Below are 22,840 nucleotides of genomic sequence, written 5' to 3' on the forward strand. Positions count from 1 at the left end.
TCCGATTTTGTCCGGATAATTTTCTCTATTCTTCTAATCGGCTCTATAATAGTCATATATGAGAAATCGCGAATTTGGAAAAAATTTTTTCTCAGTCCGTTTCATGGGGCTTTTTCGCGTTAATAGGTGTGAATTTTAACGCCAACATCTGTAAACATTTTCTAATAGAGAAATCTGCTTTTTTAGGGATATTTTAAGGCGAAAATACTTAATTGGCTGATATTAAGTATTTTAGTGTTTTTGGCTAAACACTTTAATCGAATCCGGTAAACGTATTAAATGAAATCGGTAAACGTGTTCATTGAAAAATTAAACACGTTAAGCCGAAACAATATGCTCGTTTAGCGTTTTGGGTGAACAGGTATCGGAATTTGTGTTAATAAAATGACCTGAATTTAACAATTCGGTCGTGCTCTCAGAACGACACCTTTGATCCAAATAGAGAGAGGGAAAAACGGAAGGTATCCATCGGTATGGAATATATAAAAATGCCTCTCTGTCAGGAAGCTATTATTTCTTCTTTTTTGCCGGTTCCCATTAGGGGTCTGCTTCCCGGCTATCCGGAAAAATATTAGTATCTTTACCCATTATTTATAGATAATTGAGATGACGGTTATTACAAGACTATCCGGAAAAATATTGCTGTGTCTGCTCTTCTCGTTTGGAGTGATAAGCGGGGTGGATGCAGCTTCTAAGAACTACTACTATTTCACTTCACCTGCAAAAGTATGGGAGGAACAGCTGCCACTGGGTAACGGACGGATCGGACTCATGACCGATTCTCGCCTCAGCCATGAGACTATCACGCTGAACGAGATTTCGATGTGGTCCGGCTCTAAAGAGAATACGGATAACCCCAAAGCGTTGGAGTCGTTGGAAGAGATTCGTCGTCTGCTCTTTGCAGGGGAGAATAAGAAAGCCGAAGAACTCGTTTATCGCACCTTTGTTTGCGGAGGAAAGGGGAGCAATTACGGGAGAGGAGATATTGCCCCATACGGATCTTATCAGCTCTTTGGACGTCTGCATCTGAGCCACTACGGGATAGAACCCCAAGTGACAGACTACAAGAGAGCACTGGACATAGACAACGCACTGGCTGAAACCACCTTCTCCTCCGGAGGAGTGCAGTACAGCAGAAAATACTATACCTCTTTTGCAGACGATGTTGCAGTCATCGAACTGACGGCATCGGAGTCGGGCAAGCTCTCTTTCGACCTCGCCTGGAGCCGTCCACAGCATGCTCATTTCCGTCTTACCAAGAGTGGTGCCGTGATAGAAGGGGTACTCCCGGATGGTACAGGCGGCTATGGTAACAGATTTTTTGGAGAAGCACGTGTCGTTTTGCCCGAAGGCGGATCCATCTTCCCCAACAACGGCTCTTTGGAAGTACGTCAAGCCACTTCCGTACTCATCCTCATTGCAATGAACACCTCTTATGGTGGAGTGAACGAAAAGGAGAGGGTCACCAAGAGACTGGATGAAGTGGCAGCAAAAGCCTCGCTCGACTTTCTCAGAGAAGCGCATACGAAAGCATTCGGAGAGAAGTTCGGACAGACGGCAGACCTGTCTCTCGGAGAGCATCCCAACGAACAACTTCCGATGCCGGAGAGATTAAGACTGTTCCATGAAAACCATGAAGACCTTCCACTGGTTGCGTTGTATCAGAAGTTCGGACTCTATCTTTTGGTCTCTTCGACACGTGAAGGCGGTTTGCCGCCCAACTTACAAGGACTTTGGGCAAGCACCATAGCAACGCCTTGGAACGGAGACTACCATTTGAATATTAACCTGCAGATGAACTACTGGCCGGCAGAAACAGGCAATCTTTCTCCGCTTCACCGGACTCTTTCGGACTGGACACTGGATCAGGTAGAGAGTGGAAAGCGGACTGCAAAAGTGTTCTACGGAGCAAAGGGATGGGTTACTCACATTCTTGGCAACGTATGGCAGTTTACCGCACCGGGAGAACACCCTTCATGGGGTGCCACAAACACATCTGCGGCATGGCTCTGCCAACACTTGTTCAGACATTACAGATACAACCTCGATAAGGCTTATCTGAGAGAGGTATTCCCTGCAATGCTCGAAGCATCGCGCTTCTTTGTGGATATGTTGGTGAAAGATCCTCGCAACGGCTACCTTGTAACAGCCCCCACAACCTCTCCGGAAAATTCATACTACACACCGAAAGGGGAGGTCGTACACATATCTGCCGGATCCACAATGGACAACCAAATCATACGCGAGCTGTTCGGGAATACCATAGAGGCGGCTCGGATACTCGGTATCAAAGATCCGCTGCTGAAAACAATGGCTCAGAAGAGAGACAGCTTGATGCCTACGACAATAGGTGAAGACGGCAGAATACTCGAATGGCTTGAGCCATACAGAGAGGCAGAGCCGCATCACCGCCACGTCTCACACCTTTACGGACTCTATCCGGGCAGTGAAATCAGCTTGGAACACACACCGGATCTGGCGGCAGCCGCAAAGAAAAGCCTTGATGCACGTGGTGATGTGAGCACGAGTTGGTCTATGGCGTGGAAGATAAACTTCTGGGCAAGACTGCACGAGGGAGATAGGGCATTCAAGCTCATTACCGAACTTCTTCGCCCTTGCAGTGTGCAGGGTATGGACTATAAGGGGTACAGAAGCGGAACACTGCCTAATCTTTTCAGTGCGCATCCGCCTTTCCAGATAGACGGAAACTTCGGAGGTGCTGCCGGTATCATGGAGATGCTGTTGCAGAGCGAGTCCGGTGTGATAGAGGTAATACCTGCACTCCCTTCTTCTTGGCGTAAGAGCGGAAGCTTCCGCAACATTAAAGTAGTGGGAGATGCTCTTATCTCTGCCGAGTGGAAGGATGCCAAGATCGTTGCTTTTACACTGACGGCTTCTGCTCCTTATACTCATAAGCTGAAAGCGGACAAGGGATTGGAGACACTCCGACTGCAAGTGAAAGGAAAAGGTTCGGCTAAACGCCAAGGCGGTTACTGGATACTGAACCTCAAACCGGGCGATACGGTCTCTGCCCGTTAAAGATATAGAAGAGAATGGGAAAGAATAAGCTTGCCAAGTTTGCCGATATGGCTGCTCTGCCCAATGTGTACGAATATCCTTTCGGAGTGCTTCGTACCGGGGTGCAGTTCCCTTTCCGTGGAGAGTGGAGAGCCAAAGTGTTTGAGAATGATGCTCCCATTGTTTTGGAATTGGGCTGTGGCAGAGGCGAATATACTGTGGAAATGGGACGGATGTTTCCGGATAAGAACTTTATCGGAGTGGATATCAAGGGAAATCGTATGTGGACGGGAGCAACCACAGCCCATAGAGAGGAGCTTTCCAATGTGGCTTTCCTCCGGACAGAGATAGAGTTTATCGAGACATTTTTTGCTCCCGGAGAGGTGGATGAGATATGGATCACGTTCCCTGATCCGCAGATGAAAAAGGTGCGGAAAAGACTTACCTCTGTCCGGTTTATGCAGATGTACAAGAGAATCCTTGCTTCCAACGGAGTGGTACACCTGAAGACGGACAGCCCGTTTCTCTATACATTCACATCCGCAATGGCTCGGCACAACGGCTTGGAAGTGATCCGTTCCATAGAAGACATAGACAAAGAGGTGGACGAAGAAGATCCGTTGAGAAAGATTCGTACCTACTACGAAAGCCAATGGAGAGAACGAGGATTGACGATAAAGTATATCGTACTCTCTCCGGCACTGCTCACCGATCACTCCGAAGACCCTGACATAGAAATAGAGCCGGATAGTTACCGTAGCTTTAACCGGGAAAGAAGAGGCTCTCTTAACTTAAAATCGAATATATGACACTTAAATTATACCCCAATCTAATATTGGATGCCTTGCGGAATGTCCGCTATCCGGGCAAGAGCGAAGATATTGTCAGCGCAGGAATGGTACAGGCTGACAGCATACACATAGCTGGCAATAAGGTTTCGTTTGAAATACATTTCCCGAAAGAGAATGACCCTTTTGCAAAGTCTCTTGTTCGGGCAGCAGAAACAGCCGTCAATACTTATATCTCTCCGGATGTAGAGGTAAAAGGAAATGTAACAGCCGTTTTCCCTAAAGTGGTGAAAGAGGAGAAACCTCAACTTCTTCCCGGTGTGAAGAATATCGTTGCCATATCTTCCGGTAAGGGAGGAGTGGGGAAAAGTACGGTTACAGCCAATCTGGCTGTTGCCCTTGCCGCTTCGGGCTATAAGGTGGGCGTGTTGGATGCAGATATATTCGGTCCAAGCATGCCTAAGATGTTTTGCTGCGAAGAGGCAAGACCCTGCTTGGAGAATATCAATGGTAAGGATCTTATCATCCCCGAAGAGAGTCATGGCGTCAAACTGCTCTCGATAGGATTTTTTGTTAATAAAGATGCTCCGGTACTTTGGCGCGGAAGCATGGCATGTAATGCCCTGAATCAACTTATAACAGAAGCGCATTGGGGAGAGTTGGATTACTTTCTCATCGACCTTCCTCCCGGTACCAGCGATATTCATTTGACACTTATACAGACTCTCGGCATCACGGGCGCAATAGTGGTTACCACGCCTCAGGATGTGGCTCTTGCGGATGCACGAAAAGGGGTGAATATGTTTTTGGATGAAAAAGTCAATGTTCCGCTCTTGGGTTTGGTAGAGAACATGGCATGGTTTACACCCGAAGAGCTGCCGGAGAATAAGTATTACATCTTCGGTAAAGAGGGAGGTAAACGCTTGGCAGAAGAGGTCGGAACCCATCTTCTTGGACAGATACCTCTCGTTCAAAGCATTCGTGAGGGGGGGGACAGCGGTGTACCCATCGCTGCCAATCCCGATAGCATTGTCGGACAGGCGTTCCGCGAATTGGCTGCCAAGGTAATCAAGAGCGTAGAGGAACGTAACACGACTCTCCCTCCAACGAAGAAAGTTGAAGTGACGCGCAAGTAATAACACAAACACAAATACTTATCGCAATGCAACAAGAACAAGCACAATTCCGGATAAGTAAGGTGGTGCAGAGTATCAATCCCTCCTTGCTTCTCTTTTTGGCGGCTTTGGCTGCTATCATTTTTGCCAACTCTCCCTGGCAAGCACAGTATTTCAACTTTCTCAATAATCCGATCAAAGTAAATATCGGAGATTACGGACTCTTTGAACATCACGGGAGACCGATGACGCTGCAAGAGTTCGTGAACGATGCTCTTATGGCTATATTCTTCTTCGTAATAGGCCTGGAGATTAAGATGGAGCTTCTTATAGGACAGCTCTCAAGCGTTAGAAAAGCGATGCTTCCGGTGGTTGCGGCCATAGGAGGAATGATAATACCGGTACTTGTTTTCTACGCATTTGTTCACGATGGAGGTATGGCAATGAGAGGTGCAGCCATACCTATGGCAACGGATATAGCTTTTGCTTTGGCTGTTTTAGCGGCAGTCGGCAAGCATGTCCCTCCTTGTCTGAAAGTCTTTTTGATGTCTTTGGCTGTTGTGGATGATATTGGCGGTATCATCATTATCGCTCTTTTTTACAGCGGACAGATACATCTAACCTCTCTGTTGATAGGGCTTGGTCTCTTGGTGGTAACTTACATCTTGGGACGTAAAGGGATGGACAAGGCGTACATCTACTATTTCATCGGTTTTATTGTCTGGACATTCTTCCTGCACAGCGGTATTCACACCACCATTTCCGGAGTATTGTTGGCGCTTACCATACCTTCTAAGTGTACAGTTCGCCTGCCTCAACTCAAGGAGAGTCTATCGGACTTTATCGGAGATTTCAATGGTAAGTACGAGATTGAAGCAGATAAAGCACAGAAACTTTCTCACCGTCAGCTGGTTCGTTTGCGTCTTTTGGAAAAAAAAGTGGAGCGTTCTATCTCTCCGCTTCAGTTCATTGAGCACGATTTAAGTCCGGTGGTAAGCTATATTATTTTACCTTTATTTGCTTTTGTCAATGCCGGTGTAACATTTGGAGGAGTTACGATGTCGGATCTTTTGGGACTGCCTATTGCAATATTCTGCGGGCTTTTTATCGGAAAGATGTTGGGTATCTCTCTCTTTACTTATATACCGAACAAGATTGGGATATTGAAATATCCTGAGGGAATGACGACACGAAATCTTATCGCTATATCTATTTTTGGAGGCATCGGCTTTACGGTTTCGCTCTTTATAGCCTCTCTTTCTTACTCTCCCGAAACAGCAGAAGGTGTAAATCTTCTAAACCAAGCAAAGATCGGAGTATTTTCCGGTACCATAGTTTCCGCTCTTGTCGGATTTTTTGCCTTAAACTTTGCTACGAGGCATCTGAAGAAATAAAGAAAATCCCCGATTTGAATCCAAATCGGGGATTTTTTATTTATGGCAATGTGTTGCAGCGTATTCTAAAAGACCTTTTCGAGCATCTCTCTACATCTGCCAAACTGTGCATTCTGTCTTTTCAGACGATCTATCAGAGCAGATAGCCTGAACAATGCCTCTTCTCCGGTATTTTGTCTCATATAAAATGGTAGCTTAATCAGAGGATCCGATGGCAGGTGTACAAATTCCCAAGGATGGAAATAGATATTGAAGTACTGTTTGTCTCTGTACGTGTAGATGCAGAGATCGTTGAATATATCCATCGGGAGATTGTGAAAACAGAGCCAAAAGAGAGGAAAACGTACTATTGGTGTAACGGATGCAGGCAGAACCAACAGCTGTTCGGGTGAGATAAACGGACGTGTCGGTTTACCTAAGTTGTTGTACCGTCCCGGCATCCACGTCGGATTCAGAGAGGAATCGTACTTATAACCTGCATTTTTGAGCGCATACCCCGATACATTCTGCATACGAGGCATACGGAATCCTACCACATCGTATCCGGTAATCTCTTGCAGCTTTAAGCGGGACGAGAGAAGATCATCTACATGGAAAGAGGAGTGATAATAGCCGTGTGAAGCTAGCTCGTGTCCTTCTTCCGTGATGCGTTGAACCAGATTCGGACGTTCCATTGCAAACGTTGCCGTACAAAAGAATGTTGCTTTTACATCCTTCTCTTTTAGTAGAGAAAGGATAGCTTCAGTACCGCGAGCCGATATTTCTATCTGCTTTTCAAATGGTATCGGATGACCAAACTCTACGGGAGCATCGAACTCCTCTATATCGAAACTTAAGAAAACCATCTTGATTGGAATACTTTAGGAAGGACACGAAGCTCCTTAAGAAGGACTTTCATGCCCATTCGGGATAAAACTACTTCATCTCTTACCTTTGCCGGAACGCCTTCCACTTTCAGGCGTTTTTTCACAGCTATCGAGATGAACTGTGTATCGAAGAGGAAAGAGTCTATATTCGTTTCCAGAAAAGCCTCTTTCCCTTTCCGGTTGAATCCTTTCAGACCGCCTTGTGTGTCTGTATATGGAAGACCGAGCAGTACTCTATTGACCAGATGAGAACCGTATGAGAGCAGTTTTCTCAAGGCAGGCAGACGATGCTGATAGCTTTTCCGCCTGATGGCAATCACCGCATCAGCTCCCGAAAGAAGGCTTTCGATAACATTGGTATAAGAAAACGACTCGAAAGGGAAGTCATAATCTGTGTACAGGATCAGGTCTGAGTCCGACATTTCTACACCTGAACGGAGAGCAAAACCTTTACCCCTGTTGACCTCGTAAGAGACATACCGCACGGCCCAAGGCAGATCGGCAATCTGTTGTTTCACCTCTTCGCTGTAATAAGAAAACGATCCATCCGGAGATATAATAAGAGAGATCTCCAACCTGTCCGAGTATTGCTCGGAGATAGAAGAGAGTTGCGTGTGCACTGCTTTCACCCACTCTCCTTTCGGTTTATATGCCGGGAGAATGATGTCTAACGTCTGTTTTTGCATATCAAAAGTGGCTCAAGGGTCATTCTTGCCCATAGGATGAGGGCAAAGATAACTCCAAGATTATTGTGGTCAAGTATTATTCTTCGGATTTTTACGGGACATATCACATCTATGGGGCAGATGACATAGAAGAAGAAAAAGAGAGCTGTGAATATCTTATCCGTTTTGGACATGTATCCTTTGGCATACACCCAAAGAAGATACCCCGTCATACCTATTATATAGGTGTGTCTTTCGGTGGAGTTCCCCCACACCATCAGCGTCATCATTACCGTTCCGAGCAGCATTGCTCCCAGCATCGGGCGCAGGCTGTCTCTTCTCTCCCTCTCTTTTGTCTGCATCAGACAGAGAGCTATACAGACTGTCGGTAAGAGTGTAGCAACAATGAGTATCGGTAGTGTATATTCGTAGATCTCCGGTAGTCCGGCTTTAGCAATGAAGCGGTAGGCTACTTCAAAACGTTCGGGAGCTTCCCGTATGGAGATTGCCTCAAACCATGAGCGGTAGTAAGGCAGAAGTCCGTCCACTCCAACCTTTAGAGCAGGAAGAAGTAACGCTATCACCGAAAATACTATTGCGTGTCCGATGTTTTTCCAAAAACGAGGATAGAAAAAGAGTAGTACTCCGGCAAAGCCGATATACACTTTTGTGAAAGCCCCTATGACTAACAGAAGTACCGCCGGAAGGTATCGTCTCTCTTCCATCCATTTGTAAATAAAGAGAAACATAGCAGTGGTGAGAAGGTTGAACTGGAACGACATGATGGATGAAACCATAATTCCCACAAGCAGGAAGAAGACTACGGCAAGTCGCTTACTATTCCAAACTTTACAGCTATACAAGGAGTAGAAGAATGCCGAATAGCTTGTGAGATTCCAGAGAGAAGCTCCCAGCCACCAAGGAAGGAAGGCAAACGGAGTGAAAAGCATCGAGAAGAGCGGACCGTACAAGTATCTGTCGAGCCCGTTTCCGGCAACCCCGGTATGATCCCAACCGGAATAGGGATTGATGCCTGCCCAGAAATCTTTAGACCCATAGGCAAATATCTGAAAGTTGTTTGCCTTTAGGGAGACCAGCTCGGTAGTGGAGAAAATCAAGGTAAGCAGTAATCCGAAGAAGAAGATGCTCTGCGGCTGCAAGAGTAGAGTCTTGACGCTCTTTTTCTGTGTCATTTGTTATCAAATGGTCATTAGAGTTCTCACAAAGATACCATTTCCGCTCGAAATTGTGTTTTCACTCCTGCCTTCGCTCATGAAAGGAGAACTAATGAAAACGGAGATGTGTTGCGCAAACACACCTCCGTTTTGAGTTATAACACATCAGGGACGAACAATTATAGAGAGCTCCAATAGTCGTCGGACTCTATAATTTCGATCATGATTTTTCTATCCTGCTTACGAGTGCTGTCCGGCTTCTCCTTCGGAGCCAATGCCACTCTCTTACCAAGCCCTCTGTACTTCAGTTTATCTTGAGGAACACCTCTGGAGATAAGGGCATTGACAACAGCTTTCGCTCTTTCATTGGAAAGTTTATCGTTGTACTCATCGCTACCCACATTATCGGTGAACCCGGATATAAGGAATCGTTTATTGTTATTCTGGAGCATGAAAGCCGCCGTTTGATCCAAAGACTGCTTAGAAGTATCGTCTATAACACTGCTGTTAAATGCAAAGAAGATTCCTTCCAGAAGCATAGGGATAGAGGTTGAAGGGAGAGATGCCGGAGCAACTTTTACTTCTTTTTCGACGATTTTCTCTATCACTTTTTCCACGTATCTTATCTCCGTTTTGGGCTGCATTATCTTAGGCTCTCCACCGATACGCATCTTTATACCTACACGAGCATACCAAAGTCCGGATCTGTCCATGTGTTCAAATGCCTGATAACCGCCTTCCATATTTAGCCCCCAATGATCGTTAAACCAAAGATTGATACCCACACCTCCGTGTATGGGTATAAGATGTTTTCTTTGTATCTGATGAGGAGTCTTGTATTCAACACTTTTTCCATCAATTTGAATCTTTGGGTTTCCCTTAGAAAAACCATTGTAGAAGTATCCTGTCCCTATTGTCAGATAAGGATCAAATAGTGGATTCGAACGAAAATATTCTCCGAGCCTATAGCGTATTCCCAAATTGGTCAGGAATGCAAACTCTTTGTCATAACTTACCGACTGGGTAAGATCCACAGCCCAATGGCGCCCAAGCTCTTTTCCGATGCCTATATGTCCTCCGAAGAGCACGCTCCTCTTATCCATAGAGATAAAGTAGTGATGAGCTTTTTTGGAAGCTTCTGCAATATCTATTCTGGAAAGTCCGAGAGCATTACCCCCAAGGGAGATTTCCCATGCTTTCTTTACGGATTGCTGTGCGTAACCTCCACTCACGATAAGGGTAAAAAGAAGTATCCGTAGTATTGTCTTCATGATTATTCTTCGCTATAAGTTACTTCGATCGGAGCCACTTTCCCCTCATATAGAGGGTTAATCTTTAGTTTGTATTGACCCGGGTGAGCTGGATCTTCAATAAGCTCTCTGTGTATGTTGTCCAAGCCATTCCAAGCTATGTTTCCACTTTTGCCGGAAGAAACAGACCAGTTGTATGAGACATATATTCTGGATCCTAACCGGACATTCTTTAGCTCAAATGTTGGTGCACCAAGAGTCGGATGTTTTTCGGATGTGTCTGCATAATCTTCCCCTCCATAATTGGCTTTGACGAAGAGTACTGTTTGTGCTTTTGCTTCTTCTTGTGTGAATGGCGGATAAAGTACGGTCATTCTTTCCGGTTTAATGGCTACCTTTCTCTTGCTTTGAGGGAATATAGCATCAAGATTTATGGTACTCGTATCAAGCTCTCCTGTTACTCTTTCAAACAATACGGTATCATCATCTTGTACGATCTTTTTATGCAATACAAGTTTTTTTATCTGAGGAAGATTTTGTACCGGCGGCACTTCAACGATAATTATTCCCTCCAAAACTCCCAAATACTTACCTAAGTCAAAGTCTACGGTGTAATACTCTCTCTCTCCTCCCCAAAGGTTACTCTTGTCGAGGATAAGATCCGAGTCTACTATTTTCTTCTTAATGGTAAAGTTGCCAAACATCTGATCTATGGTAAATGGTACCGAAATCTTATGTCCACCACCATCTAAAATAAATGAAGTCGGATCTTCAGGATTCGATATTCTGTATCCGGTAGCATAGTTGCCAAATCGTGGTCGACTATCGTCTATGAGATGAGCCGGAACGGGTTCCCAAGGAGAGCCAGGCTTGCGATGGATTTCTATAGCAGAATTGATTTGAAGAATATTATGTCCCATAACATAAAAAATGGAACGAAGCCTAACCCTTGCATGAATTCTGTTTGGAACAAAAGTGTTTCTAGCAGCTCTTCTTGTTTTACCTTTATATTTAACAAATGGAGCCCCAAATGATGCCATGTCTTTGAATGGCAACAGGTTCAGAGGTATGCGAAACTCTCCGTTGGTATCTGCCACAAAAGCTAAAGCCGGATCTAATCCGGGCATTCCCGTGACAATACTTCCCGGAGCCAACTCTCCATTTTTATCATAGACCTTATAAAGAACCCCATCGGGATGACTGTATTCACTGAAGTTTGCAAGAGAAAATTGTGCAATAACGTTGAACATATTGTCTATAATGGGAGTCTCTGCTCCGGGAGTTCCTGGTACAGGAGGTACGAAGTCGGTATTGCCACACTCACAAGAAGCACTTATGAACTCGTAAAAGTCGTCAAGAGAGTTCTTTTCGCAATCCCACGGCTCGTTTGTGTTTCTGTTTCTGATAGGATTTGTCGTTCCACATCTTTTCGCAAGATCTTCTTTCCAAAGCTCATAGGTAGAAAGACCATTGTTTCCATTTTGTCCATTCTCCCCGTCTTTTCCATCATTCCCATCCTTACCATTGGATCCATTTTCTCCTTTAGCTCCCATTAGGAAAGCCCAAAAGTCTGCCTCTGAATTGGCTTCAGGTGGCCATTTTTCTCCCGGTTTATGTGGATGCGGTACATTGCCGGAAGAGATGAACTTCTTCCAGACTTCATAAGCAGAGTCTCCGTTATTACCTTTTGCACCATCCTTGCCATCTTTACCATCCTTTCCTTTAGCAGGAATACCTGTGTCTTTGTCTCCTATCCACCAGTTCCCGTTTTCGCCAATGTGTGGAGAGATACCGTTTTGTCCATTCTCTCCATTCTCTCCATCCTTACCGTCTTTACCTTTGGCTGGGACACCGGTGTCCTTGTCTCCTATCCACCAGTTTCCGTTTTTGCCAATGTGCGGAGAGATACCATCTTGTCCATTCTCTCCATCTTTGCCATCCTTACCATCCTTACCGTCTTCACCTTTGGCAGGGACACCGGTGTCCTTGTCTCCTATCCACCAATTGCCGTTCGAGCCTATGTGTGGAGAGACACCATCTTGTCCGTTTTCTCCATCTTTGCCATTGTTACCGTCTTTACCATCTTTACCTCTGGCAGGAATGCCCGTATCTTTGCTACCAATCCACCAGTTACCATTTGTGCCGATGTGTGGAGAGACTCCATCTTTACCATCTTTCCCGTCTTTGCCTTTTAGGTAGAGAAAGAAGTCGGGAATATTTGTACCTCCATTCCATATAATAATCTTTTTTTCTACCTGTCGCTTCCATATTTCGTAAGCTGATAACCCTGCCTCTCCTTGAGGCCCTCTTTCTCCTTGAGGTCCTTCGGGAAGTATAAAGTCTACTTTTTCACATGCTGTTAATCCTACAATTAGCAGCAACAAAAGAAATAATCCCTTGAAGAGAAAACGGTTTTTACTCATAGTTGTAAATCAAATGATTCATTTTTGTGTGTTTGTATTTTCTATTTATGATAAAAATCGCTTACTGTTATTCTATCTTTAACGAGTCGTATCGGTAACTAAAAGATATACATCTCATAGTAACAGGCTCTTAAATATTTCTTTTCAACCCACAATTTTAGCAATAAATGGTTTGGAAACCAAATTATTTATCAAAATAGTTGAGATTTTTTATTTTGAGTGTGAGTGTAAATATAATTTCTCGTTGATATTTTCTTGCATCATGATACTTCGTTTTGTGATAAAGAGGAGAGGCTGATTTAGTTTAAAAACAAGTTCTAAAGACGATTTTATAGGCATCTATTGGTAGGTTCAAACAAATTACATATTTTTGTAGCGAAATAGAATAACATTTTCAAACACTACAACAAAAAACTACATGTGATATGCACTCTCAAGGAATATGCAAGAGAGTATCGGTGCTTATAGCACTAAAGATTCCATGTCAGATTGGCACAAATTGACACTTAGAGTTACGACTTTAAGTGGTTTTTTCGTGCAATCTTTTGAGAGCCATATCCGGAACAGAAAACTATATTACTAACATTATAAAAATAGATTCAGAAAGAGAGTTTTTGACACTTGTCAAGTTCCTGCCAAAGTAAAAAGCCTCTATGATTTTTGTTGAATACATGAGGTGAGACGAATTGAAATACTTTTTAGCAGGATATATGTATGGCAAAGCAAAAAACACATGGAAGATATCTTTTATGGGACTACTGCCTATAGTCATACTTACTAAACAAGATAAAGGAGCTTTCTTTCTCTGCTACGAAAACTAATGTTTTATCACTTATAAAACTCAATACAGCTTATGATGACCAGCGAACAGTATGTAGAAAGTCTGAGAAAAATGAATCTTCAGGTCTATTTTATGGGAGAAAAGATCGATAATCCTGTGGATCACCCAATGATAAGACCTTCGATGAACTCAGTAGCAATGACTTACAAACTGGCAGAAATGGAGGAGTACAAGGATCTCATGACTGCCACAAGTAATCTTACAGGCAAGCGAATAAATAGATTTTGCCACCTTCACCAAAGTACAGAAGACCTTAAGAATAAGGTGAAAATGCAACGCCTCTTGGGACAGAAGACAGCTTCTTGCTTCCAACGTTGTGTGGGTATGGATGCATTCAATGCAATCTATTCTACAACGTTTGAAATGGATAGAGAGCTGGGAACAGAGTACCACAAGCGTTTTGTGAAGTACATGGAGTTTGTGCAAGAGAATGACCTTGTGGTGGATGGTGCTATGACTGACCCTAAGGGTGATAGAAGTCTGTCTCCTTCTCAGCAACCCGATCCGGATCTCTATGTACACATTACAGAAGTGCGTCCGGATGGTATTGTGGTAAGAGGTGCTAAGGCTCACCAAACAGGGGCCGTGAACTCTCACGAACACTTGATTATGCCTACTATCGCAATGAAAGCAGAAGATTCGGATTACGCAGTCTCTTTTGCTGTGCCAAGTGATGCCGAAGGTGTGATAATGATATACGGACGTCAATCTTGTGATACAAGAAAAATGGAGCCGGGAGCAGAGATTGATCTAGGAAACTCTGAGTTCGGCGGACACGAAGCTCTTGTTGTCTTTGATGATGTATTTGTACCGAACGAACGCGTATTCATGTGTAAGGAGTACAAGTATGCTGGTATGATGGTAGAAAGATTTGCCGGTTACCACAGACAGTCTTATGGTGGTTGTAAGGTAGGAGTAGGGGATGTCCTCATCGGTGCTGCTGCTCTCGCTGCGGACTATAATGGCGTGCCTAAAGCAACACACATCAAAGACAAACTGATAGAGATGATTCACTTGAATGAAACTCTATATTCTTGTGGTATAGCTTGCTCATCCGAAGGAACTCAAATGGATGCAGGCAACTATATGATAGATCTTCTTCTTGCAAATGTATGTAAACAAAATATCACAAGATTACCATACGAAATAGCGCGTCTTGCCGAAGATATTGCAGGAGGTCTTATGGTTACGATGCCTTCTGAACAGGATCTCCGTCATCCGGAACTTGGTCCTATCGTTAAGAAGTATCTTGTGGGAGCAACAGGTAAGGATACAGAGAATCGCATGAGAATACTACGCCTTATAGAGAATATCACTCTTGGTACTGCAGCAGTAGGATATCGTACAGAGTCTATGCACGGAGCCGGATCTCCTCAAGCTCAACGCATCATGATTGCAAGACAAGGAGACTTGGAGGCCAAGAAAGAGTTGGCTCGTGCTATAGCCAAAGTGGATGTCTCTAAAGACAAGTAAGCGATATCCTTTATATTTATAAATGGTAGAGACACTTTTGGCAGAAGAGATTGAACCCATACTACGCGACAAGGTAAGTCCGTTGTTGCGTAGTCATGGGGGCGATTTGCAGCTTGTAAAGATAGATGATCGCACGATACATGTCCGTTTTACGGGAGCATGTAGATTCTGTCCGGCAGCAAATGAGACCCTTGAGAAAGTGGTACAAGCTGCATTAAGAGAGCATCTGGAAACAGAAGACGTGTATCTCTGTCTGGAAAGTGGAGTAAGTGAAGACCTTCTGAACGAAGCTAAGAGAATATTAAGAAAAAACAGCAAGTTATGAACAGAGATGCCCTAACGCCTTTTAAGTCTAAAGTCGTAACAGCGGATGAGGCCGTTAAGCATATCCAGAACGGAGATTTAGTCGTTCTTTCTCATGCAGCTGCAGTACCAAAGCTGTGTGTAGATGCATTGGTAAGAAATGCAGAGAAATTCAAAAATGTGAAGATCTATCACATGCTTTGCCTTGGTGAAGGTAAGTACATGGCTCCTGAAATGGCTTCTCATTTCAGACATGTAACCAACTTTGTGGGAGCTAACTCGCGTGCAGCTGTGGCTGAAAATCGTGCCGATTTCATTCCGGGATTTTTCTATGAAGTTCCGAGTATGATGAGACAAGGGCTCCTTCCTGTGAATGTCGCGATAGTACAGCTTTCTGCTCCCAATGAAGAAGGGTATTGCAGCTTTGGTATTTCTTGCGACTATACCAAGCCGGCAGCAGAAGAGGCTAAAATTGTTATCGGGGAGATAAATGCTCAAATGCCTTTTGTAGGAGGAGACAATACTATACATCTTTCTGATATAGACTTTATCGTAGAGGCAGATTATCCTCTTTACACGATACCTCAACCTAAGATCGGAGAAGTGGAAGAGGCGATAGGAAAAAACTGTGCCGAACTTGTAAAAGACGGCGACACTCTTCAACTGGGCATCGGAGCCATTCCGGATGCTGTGCTTCAGTTCTTGAAGGATAAAAAGGACTTGGGCATCCACACAGAGATGTTTGCGGATGGAGTCCTTGAGTTGGTAAGAAGAGGTGTGATTACAGGAGCAAAAAAAAGTTTACATCCGGGTAAGATGGTTGCCACATTCTTGATGGGAACTCAGGATGTATACGACTTTGTCAACAACAATCCCGATGTTGAGCTCTATTCTGTGGACTATGTGAATGATCCGAGAGTTATTGCACAAAATGACAACATGATAAGCATCAACAGCTGTATAGAGGTGGATCTCATGGGACAGGTGGTCTCGGAGTGTATAGGACCTAAGCAGTTTAGCGGAACCGGAGGACAAGTGGACTATGTTCGTGGTGCTACTTGGTCTAAGAATGGTAAGAGCATTATGGCTATGCCTTCTACAGCCAGCAAGGGTACGGCTTCAAGAATTGTTCCTAAGGTAGCAGATGGTGCTGCCGTGACGACCCTCAGAAATGATGTGGATTATATTGTAACGGAGTATGGTATAGCACGTCTGAAAGGGAAGTCGTTAAGAGAAAGAGCGGAGGCTTTGATCAGCATTGCTCATCCCGACTTCCGTGAGGAACTTTTGAGCTATTACAGTAAACGTTTTGGATGATACTAACATTTCTTATTTATATTCTATTATGCAACTTTTTAAACTGAAGACTACTATTCATAGCTTTGACTCCTTTAAGGAGTTTGCTCAAGCATTCGATCTTGGAGCTAAAGACTTGGTCATCACTAATGAGTTCTTATATGAACCATTCATGAAAGAGGCTGATATTCCTTGCCATTTTGTGATGCAAGAGAAGTATGGACTCGGGGAACCTTCGGATGAAATGATGAATAACATCCTGTCTGATCTTCGTGGAGTGGATTATGACCGGGTTATCGCAATAGGTGGAGGTACTGTGATAGATATCTCTAAACTGTTTGTATTGAAGGATATGACGGATGTCTTGCAAGCATTTGATCGCTCTATCCCTTTGATAAAAGAGAAAAAGCTGGTTATTATTCCTACTACTTGTGGTACAGGTAGTGAGGTTACCAATATATCTATCGCAGAGATCAAGAGCAGACATACAAAGATGGGATTGGCAGATGATGCAATTCTTGCAGATGATGCTGTTATCATTCCTGAGTTTTTGCGTGGCTTGCCATTTAAGTTTTATGCCTGCAGCGCAATAGATGCTCTTATTCATGCAATAGAGGCGTATGTTTCGCCTAAGGCTACACCGTTTACTCGGATCTTTAGTGAAGAGGCTTGGAATATTATTTTGGATGTATTCAAGAAAATAAGAGAGCATGGTCCGGACTATCGCTTTGAAAAGATGGGAGAGATGATCATGGCAAGTAATTTTGCAGGAATTGCTTTCGGTAATGCCGGAGTGGGTGCTGTTCACGCGCTCTCTTATCCTCTCGGAGGAAACTATCACGTACCACATGGAGAAGCGAACTATCAATTCTTTACAGAGGTCTTCAAGGCTTATCAGAAGAAAAATCCTTTTGGTGCAATAGTGGAAGTCAACTGGAAACTCTCTCGCATTCTTGGATGTCAGCCGGAGGAAGTTTATCCTTGTCTGGACCAACTTTTGGGCTGTCTTATAGATAAGAAGCCGCTCCGAGAATATGGAATGAAAGATGAAGAGGTAAGGGGCTTTGCAGAAGCTGTCATAAAGACACAGCAGCGTCTCTTGGCTAATAATTATGTAGAGCTATCTGTGGATGAAATAGAAGAGATATATAGAAAGCTTTACTAATCTGATCTTGGCTTTTTGATCGTAAGATCTTGAATTGAAATATAGGAAAATCACAACAATAACGTATTAAACAAAGAACATGGACATTAAAACAATGGTGCAGCGCGCTCGTGTTGCACAAGTGCAGTATGAGCAAACCTTTAATCAAGAAGCTGCAGACATGGCAGTAAAAGCTGCAACAAAAACAATTTACGATAATGCAGAAATGTTGGCTCGTTTGGCTGTGGATGAAACAGGAATGGGTGTTTACGAACATAAGGTTGCGAAGAATCGTAACAAGTCTAAGGGTGTTTGGTACAACCTTCATGACAAGAAATCTATGGGTATTATTGGTATAGATCAGCGTACCGGTCTTATCGAGATAGCTAAACCTATTGGTGTTATTGCCGGTATCACTCCGATGACCAATCCTATCGTAACTCCGATGTCTAAGATTGCGTTTGCTCTTAAGACCAAGAATGCTATTATCATTGCTCCTCACCCAAAAAGTAAAGAGTGTTCAGGCATGGCTGTAAAGCTAATCAAGGAGGCTGTAAAACCACTTGGTGTTCCTGAAGATCTGATTCAAATGATAGAAGAACCATCTATTGAGAAGACACAAGAGTTGATGGCTTCAACAGACGTGGTTGTTGCCACCGGAGGTATGCCTATGGTACATAGTGCTTATTCTTCAGGAAAGCCTTCTTTTGGCGTGGGTGCCGGTAATGTTCAGGTGATTTTGGATAGTCATATCGACTATGACGATGCTGCTGAAAAGGTCGTAACAGGTAGAGCATTTGATAATGGCATTATATGTTCGGGTGAGCAGTTCTTTGTGTATCCGAAGAAAGATAAGGAAGAAGTGCTCGCAGCATTCCAACGTCATGGAGGATATATTGTTCCTGAAGAAGATCGAGATGCTGTTGTTGGAGCTATCTTCAAAGATGGAAAACTTGAGAGAGATATTGTAGGTCAAAGTGTAGAGTTTATTGCAAAGAAGGCAGGAATAAAGGTGCCTGCGGATGCTCGTGTACTTATAGTTCAAGCACATGGTATAGCCCACGAAGATGAAATCTGTAAAGAAAAAATGTGTCCGGTACTTGGATGCTATGGCTATACTCATTTTGAGGAAGGTATTGAGATGATGAAAGCCAACCTCTTCATGGAAGGTAGCGGACACACAGCGGGTGTTCACTCCAATAATCAGGCAAACATCATCAAGGCTGGTTCAGAAATCTCTGTTTCCAGAGTTATTGTTAATGCTTCTTGTGCTACGACAGCGGGAGGTTCTATTCAAAATGGTTTGGCTGTAACCAACACTTTGGGGTGTGGTACTTGGGGAAATAACTCTATTTCAGAGAACTTTACCTATAAACATATGCTCAATATCACAAGAGTAGCTCCTATCTCTGCGAGGATTCAAGTTCCAACAGATGAAGAGATTTGGGCATAACATAAATAGAATAGTCGTTTTATAATTTATACTGTAAAGTTCCGGGGCTGTCTCTGCATGGTAGCCCCGGGTAGCTTTGTTCCCCAATAAGGCTTTGCAGATGGAGAAAAAGAGTTACATTTGTTCCGAAGAACCATTGTCTTAGATTTTTTTCTTGCAATACGCCACTCCGATAGCCTCCAAATACATTCTGTTAATAAAGAAGGGTATAGAGGCGATGTTGGAAAGACATAATGTTAAATAAACTAATACAAACAGAGATTTATGGACTTTTCTCAAACCAAACAAGAACAAATGTTCCTTGAGATGATCCGAGAGTTTGCTCAGAAGGAAGTGCTCCCTCTGGCTGCTGAGATTGACGAACAAGAACGTTTCCCCATCGAAACGGTAAAAAAGATGGGAGAGATAGGGCTGATGGGTATCCCCATTCCGGTAGAATACGGAGGAGCGGGAGCTACCAATCAGATGTATTCTATGGCAGTAGAAGAACTATCTCGCGTATGTGCTACCACCGGTGTAGTCCTTTCTGCGCACACTTCTCTTTGTGTGGCTCCTATATATGAACATGGAACAGAAGAACAGAAGAACAAGTATCTTCCCAAGCTATGCTCCGGAGAATGGATAGGAGCATTTGGCCTTACAGAACCTAATGCCGGAACAGATGCTGCAGCTCAACAGACTACTGCGGAAGATAGAGGTGATCACTATGTCCTTAATGGTAACAAGATCTTCATTACAAATGCGGAGTATGCACATGTCTATATCGTATTTGCTATGACAGACAAGTCGCAAGGGACAAAAGGTATCACTGCCTTTATCGTAGAGAAAGGAACCCCCGGTTTTTCTATCGGAAAGAAAGAGTTGAAGTTGGGTATCCGTGGATCTGCAACATGCGAGCTTATATTTGAAAACTGTATCGTTCCTAAAGAAAACCTCTTGGGACGTGTCGGAGGAGGATTCAAAGTGGCTATGAAGACACTTGATGGAGGTCGTGTCGGAATAGCTTCTCAAGCATTGGGTATAGCACAAGGTGCCATGGATGAGACTGTGAAGTACACTAAAGAGCGTAAGCAGTTCGGGAAGAGTCTCGCCAAGTTCCAAAATACACAATTCCAGTTGGCAGATCTGCAATGTCGCATAGATGCCGCACGTCTTCTTGTGCGCTTGGCAAGCTGGAAGAAAGATATGGGCATGCCGTACAGCATGGAATCCGCAGAAGCAAAACTTTATGCTGCAGAAACGGCTATGGATATGACAGTAAAGGCTGTACAATTCCATGGAGGATATGGTTACACCCGTGAATATCCAGTAGAGCGCATGATGCGTGATGCCAAGATTACCGAGATATATGAAGGAACCAGCGAAGTGCAACGCATGGTTATTGCTGCTAACCTACTAAAATAATCGCCGATCATGAAAATAGTTGTTTGTATAAAGCAAGTGCCAAATACTACGGAGATAAAGCTGGATCCTGTAAAAGGAACACTGATCCGTGATGGAGTGGTAAGTATAATGAATCCTGATGATAAGGGCGCATTGGAACAGGCGCTTTTGTTCAAGGACAAGTATAATGCACATGTAACGGTAGTAACCATGGGACCTCCTCAAGCGGAAGCCATTTTGAGGGAAGCGTATGCCATGGGAGCAGATAGGGCTATTCTTGTAAGCGATAAGAAGTTTGGAGGAGCCGATACTTTGGCTACCAGCTATACTCTTTCAAGAGCTTTGGCAAAGATCGAGTGTGATGTGATCTTCGCCGGTCGCCAAGCGATAGACGGTGATACTGCACAGGTAGGACCACAGATAGCCGAACAGCTGGATCTTCCTCAGATTACTTATGTAGAAAGTGTGGACTATGACGGCAGCAAGACTTTGACCGTTCGTAGAGGAACAGAAGAAGGACACGAGATACTCGAAGTAGATCTGCCCTGTATGCTTACATTCCTTGTCTCTGCATACAAACCCCGCTACATGCGTGTAAGAGGTATTATGGAAGCTTACGATAAGCCTATCGAAGTTTGGGGTACAAACGAGATAGAAGTAGATCCTACCCGTATCGGTTTGGCAGGATCTCCGACCAACGTGAAGCGTTCGTTCACCAAAGGTGCAAAAGCGATGGGAGCCATGCACGAGGATATTACAGCGGAAGAAGCTGCAGATATCATATTTAATAAGTTGAGAGAGAAATTTATCATCTGATTCCTAACCCCTCATACTAAAGACAATGAATAAAGAACAATATAAAGGAGTAATGGTCTTCGCAGAGCAACGCGAAGGAGTCATTCAGAATGTTGCTTACGAGTTGATAGGTAAGGCTCGTGAATTAGCAGAGGCTTTAGGAGAAAAAGTCACAGCACTTTTGTGTGGTTATAATGTTGCAGACCAAGCAAAGGGGTTGATAGCAGCAGGTGCAGACACTGTTCTCGTTGTAGATGATAAGCATCTGGAACACTACGTGACAGAGCCTTATGCACAAGCCGTAACACACGTTATCAACAGCAAAATGCCTGAGATTGTGCTACTTGGTGCCACAACTATCGGGCGAGACCTTGGTCCTCGTCTTTCTGCTCGCCTTTTGACCGGACTTACAGCAGACTGTACCTCTCTCGAAATAGGGGATGATCGTAATCTTTTGATGACTCGTCCTGCTTTTGGAGGAAATCTCATGGCAACGATTATCAGCAAGAATCATCGCCCACAGATGTCCACCGTTCGTCCGGGAGTGATGAGACGCAAAGCCATGGAGTATGATCGTACAGGGGAGGTGGAAAAAATCTCCGTACCATTCGATACATCCAAATTCCGTGTGCGTTTACTTAAGAGAGAAAAAGAGGAGAAGAACATGATAGACATTACCGAGGCGCACTTTATCGTCTGTGGTGGTCGTGGAGTGGGAACTCACGATGGCTTCTCCAAGCTCTCGGAACTTGCTAAGACTATCAATGGAGAGATCGCTTCTTCACGCGCTATGGTAGATGCCGGTCTTGTCGGACACGAAAGACAAGTAGGGCAGACCGGAAAGACTGTTCGCCCCGATGTCTACATGGCAATAGGTGTTTCCGGAGCTATACAGCACTTGGCCGGAATGGAAGAGAGCGAATACATCATAGCCATAAACAAAGACAAATATGCTCCGATATTCCAAGTGGCAGACTTAGGCGTTGTAGGAGATCTTCATAAGGTCGTACCTATCCTTACTGCCAAGATAAAATCGGCACAGCAAGAAAAGAAATAAGCGATAAGTGTTAGTGTTTAACTTGAGACTCCTCCCGGTAGCCCTTGCGGAACTATTCGGGAGGAGTCTTTTTTCTTTCGGAGATAAGACAAAGCTGTGATATTGAAACATACGACCGGAAGGAAGACATTTTTTAGAAAGAACCTGTTGAAAAAGTCCTTTTAACCTGTTGCGAAAGTAAGCTGATACCTAAGAATGTTTGAAATCGAGGTTTGCTTTTCGGAGTTCATGTTTTTGTTTTTGTAAGCCAAGATTTGCTTTTAGGGATTCACGTTTTGTTTTTTGCAAACCAACATTTGCTTTTAGGGAATTATCTCCTTGTTTCCGGTTTTAACCATATCAAGAAGGAGAAGTAAAAGTATTCTGCACACTTTTAGAGAGTGTAAACAGAAAGTTTATTC

General features: G+C 43.9%; 17 protein-coding genes. 12 read left to right on the top strand and 5 right to left on the bottom strand.

Translation table 11 applies throughout. The features are described from left to right. Positions 1-606: 606 nt before the first annotated feature. Genes HQ43_RS06900 through nhaA form a run of 4 tightly spaced genes read left to right on the top strand, consistent with a single transcriptional unit; the run spans position 607 to position 6,315 of the window. Positions 607-3,039, top strand: a complete 2,433-nt coding sequence (locus HQ43_RS06900) for a glycoside hydrolase family 95 protein (RefSeq protein WP_036791478.1) — start codon at positions 607-609, stop codon at positions 3,037-3,039. Between the two features lie 14 nt (positions 3,040-3,053). Next, positions 3,054-3,827, top strand: coding sequence for a tRNA (guanosine(46)-N7)-methyltransferase TrmB (gene trmB, locus HQ43_RS06905; RefSeq protein ID WP_036791481.1), 774 nt, complete (start codon positions 3,054-3,056; stop codon positions 3,825-3,827). Continuing rightward, positions 3,824-4,942 (top strand): Mrp/NBP35 family ATP-binding protein, encoded by a 1,119-nt coding sequence (locus HQ43_RS06910; protein WP_036791484.1) that lies wholly within the window; start codon positions 3,824-3,826, stop codon positions 4,940-4,942. Before trmB ends, HQ43_RS06910 begins: the two co-directional genes overlap by 4 nt. A gap of 26 nt (positions 4,943-4,968) precedes the next feature. Further along, a complete protein-coding gene (gene nhaA, locus HQ43_RS06915) occupies positions 4,969-6,315 on the top strand; it encodes a Na+/H+ antiporter NhaA (protein ID WP_036791487.1) in 1,347 nt (448 codons plus the stop codon). 65 nt (positions 6,316-6,380) lie between these two features. On the opposite strand, the gene HQ43_RS06920 is transcribed toward nhaA, so the two are convergent. From HQ43_RS06920 to HQ43_RS10045, 5 genes are all read right to left on the bottom strand, one after another. Continuing rightward, the gene (locus HQ43_RS06920) at positions 6,381-7,160 is read right to left on the bottom strand and encodes a polysaccharide deacetylase family protein (RefSeq protein ID WP_036791490.1); all 780 of its coding nucleotides are present in this window, start codon (positions 7,158-7,160) and stop codon (positions 6,381-6,383) included. After that, a complete protein-coding gene (locus HQ43_RS06925) occupies positions 7,148-7,867 on the bottom strand; it encodes a glycosyltransferase (RefSeq protein WP_036791493.1) in 720 nt (239 codons plus the stop codon). Before HQ43_RS06925 ends, HQ43_RS06920 begins: the two co-directional genes overlap by 13 nt. Next, positions 7,849-9,039, bottom strand: a complete 1,191-nt coding sequence (locus HQ43_RS06930; protein WP_036791496.1) for a glycosyltransferase family 87 protein — start codon at positions 9,037-9,039, stop codon at positions 7,849-7,851. The genes HQ43_RS06925 and HQ43_RS06930 overlap by 19 nt, the downstream gene beginning before the upstream one ends. Positions 9,040-9,200: 161 nt before the next feature. Then, positions 9,201-10,292: an OmpA family protein gene (locus tag HQ43_RS06935; protein WP_036791500.1), complete on the bottom strand. Its 1,092-nt coding sequence runs from the start codon at positions 10,290-10,292 to the stop codon at positions 9,201-9,203. 2 nt (positions 10,293-10,294) lie between these two features. Further along, the gene (locus tag HQ43_RS10045; RefSeq protein ID WP_036791502.1) at positions 10,295-12,694 is read right to left on the bottom strand and encodes a collagen-like domain-containing protein; all 2,400 of its coding nucleotides are present in this window, start codon (positions 12,692-12,694) and stop codon (positions 10,295-10,297) included. An 853-nt stretch (positions 12,695-13,547) separates the two neighbouring features. Here HQ43_RS10045 and HQ43_RS06945 point away from each other — a divergent pair. The 8 genes from HQ43_RS06945 to HQ43_RS06980 all read left to right on the top strand — a co-directional run bounded on the left by HQ43_RS06945 (position 13,548) and on the right by HQ43_RS06980 (position 22,439). Further along, positions 13,548-15,008, top strand: coding sequence for a 4-hydroxyphenylacetate 3-hydroxylase family protein (locus HQ43_RS06945; protein ID WP_036791505.1), 1,461 nt, complete (start codon positions 13,548-13,550; stop codon positions 15,006-15,008). A 22-nt stretch (positions 15,009-15,030) separates the two neighbouring features. Continuing rightward, a complete protein-coding gene (locus tag HQ43_RS06950) occupies positions 15,031-15,333 on the top strand; it encodes a NifU family protein (RefSeq protein ID WP_036791508.1) in 303 nt (100 codons plus the stop codon). Beyond that, positions 15,330-16,628 carry an acetyl-CoA hydrolase/transferase family protein gene (locus HQ43_RS06955; protein ID WP_036791511.1) on the top strand — a complete coding sequence of 433 codons (1,299 nt, stop codon included), beginning with the start codon at positions 15,330-15,332 and terminating at the stop codon, positions 16,626-16,628. The genes HQ43_RS06950 and HQ43_RS06955 overlap by 4 nt, the downstream gene beginning before the upstream one ends. A 28-nt stretch (positions 16,629-16,656) precedes the next feature. Then, complete coding sequence (locus HQ43_RS06960; RefSeq protein WP_036791514.1) at positions 16,657-17,772, top strand: 4-hydroxybutyrate dehydrogenase; 1,116 nt, start codon at positions 16,657-16,659, stop codon at positions 17,770-17,772. A gap of 79 nt (positions 17,773-17,851) precedes the next feature. Beyond that, positions 17,852-19,204, top strand: coding sequence for an aldehyde dehydrogenase family protein (locus tag HQ43_RS06965; protein ID WP_036791517.1), 1,353 nt, complete (start codon positions 17,852-17,854; stop codon positions 19,202-19,204). A 264-nt stretch (positions 19,205-19,468) separates the two neighbouring features. Beyond that, complete coding sequence (locus tag HQ43_RS06970; protein ID WP_036791519.1) at positions 19,469-20,608, top strand: acyl-CoA dehydrogenase; 1,140 nt, start codon at positions 19,469-19,471, stop codon at positions 20,606-20,608. 9 nt (positions 20,609-20,617) lie between these two features. Then, the gene (locus HQ43_RS06975) at positions 20,618-21,403 is read left to right on the top strand and encodes an electron transfer flavoprotein subunit beta/FixA family protein (RefSeq protein WP_036791523.1); all 786 of its coding nucleotides are present in this window, start codon (positions 20,618-20,620) and stop codon (positions 21,401-21,403) included. Positions 21,404-21,428: 25 nt separating this feature from the next. After that, the gene (locus tag HQ43_RS06980; protein WP_036791527.1) at positions 21,429-22,439 is read left to right on the top strand and encodes an electron transfer flavoprotein subunit alpha/FixB family protein; all 1,011 of its coding nucleotides are present in this window, start codon (positions 21,429-21,431) and stop codon (positions 22,437-22,439) included. The last annotated feature ends 401 nt before the right edge of the window (positions 22,440-22,840 follow it).

Source organism: Porphyromonas canoris (assembly GCF_000769115.1).
Classification (GTDB): Bacteria; Bacteroidota; Bacteroidia; order Bacteroidales; family Porphyromonadaceae; genus Porphyromonas_A; species Porphyromonas_A canoris.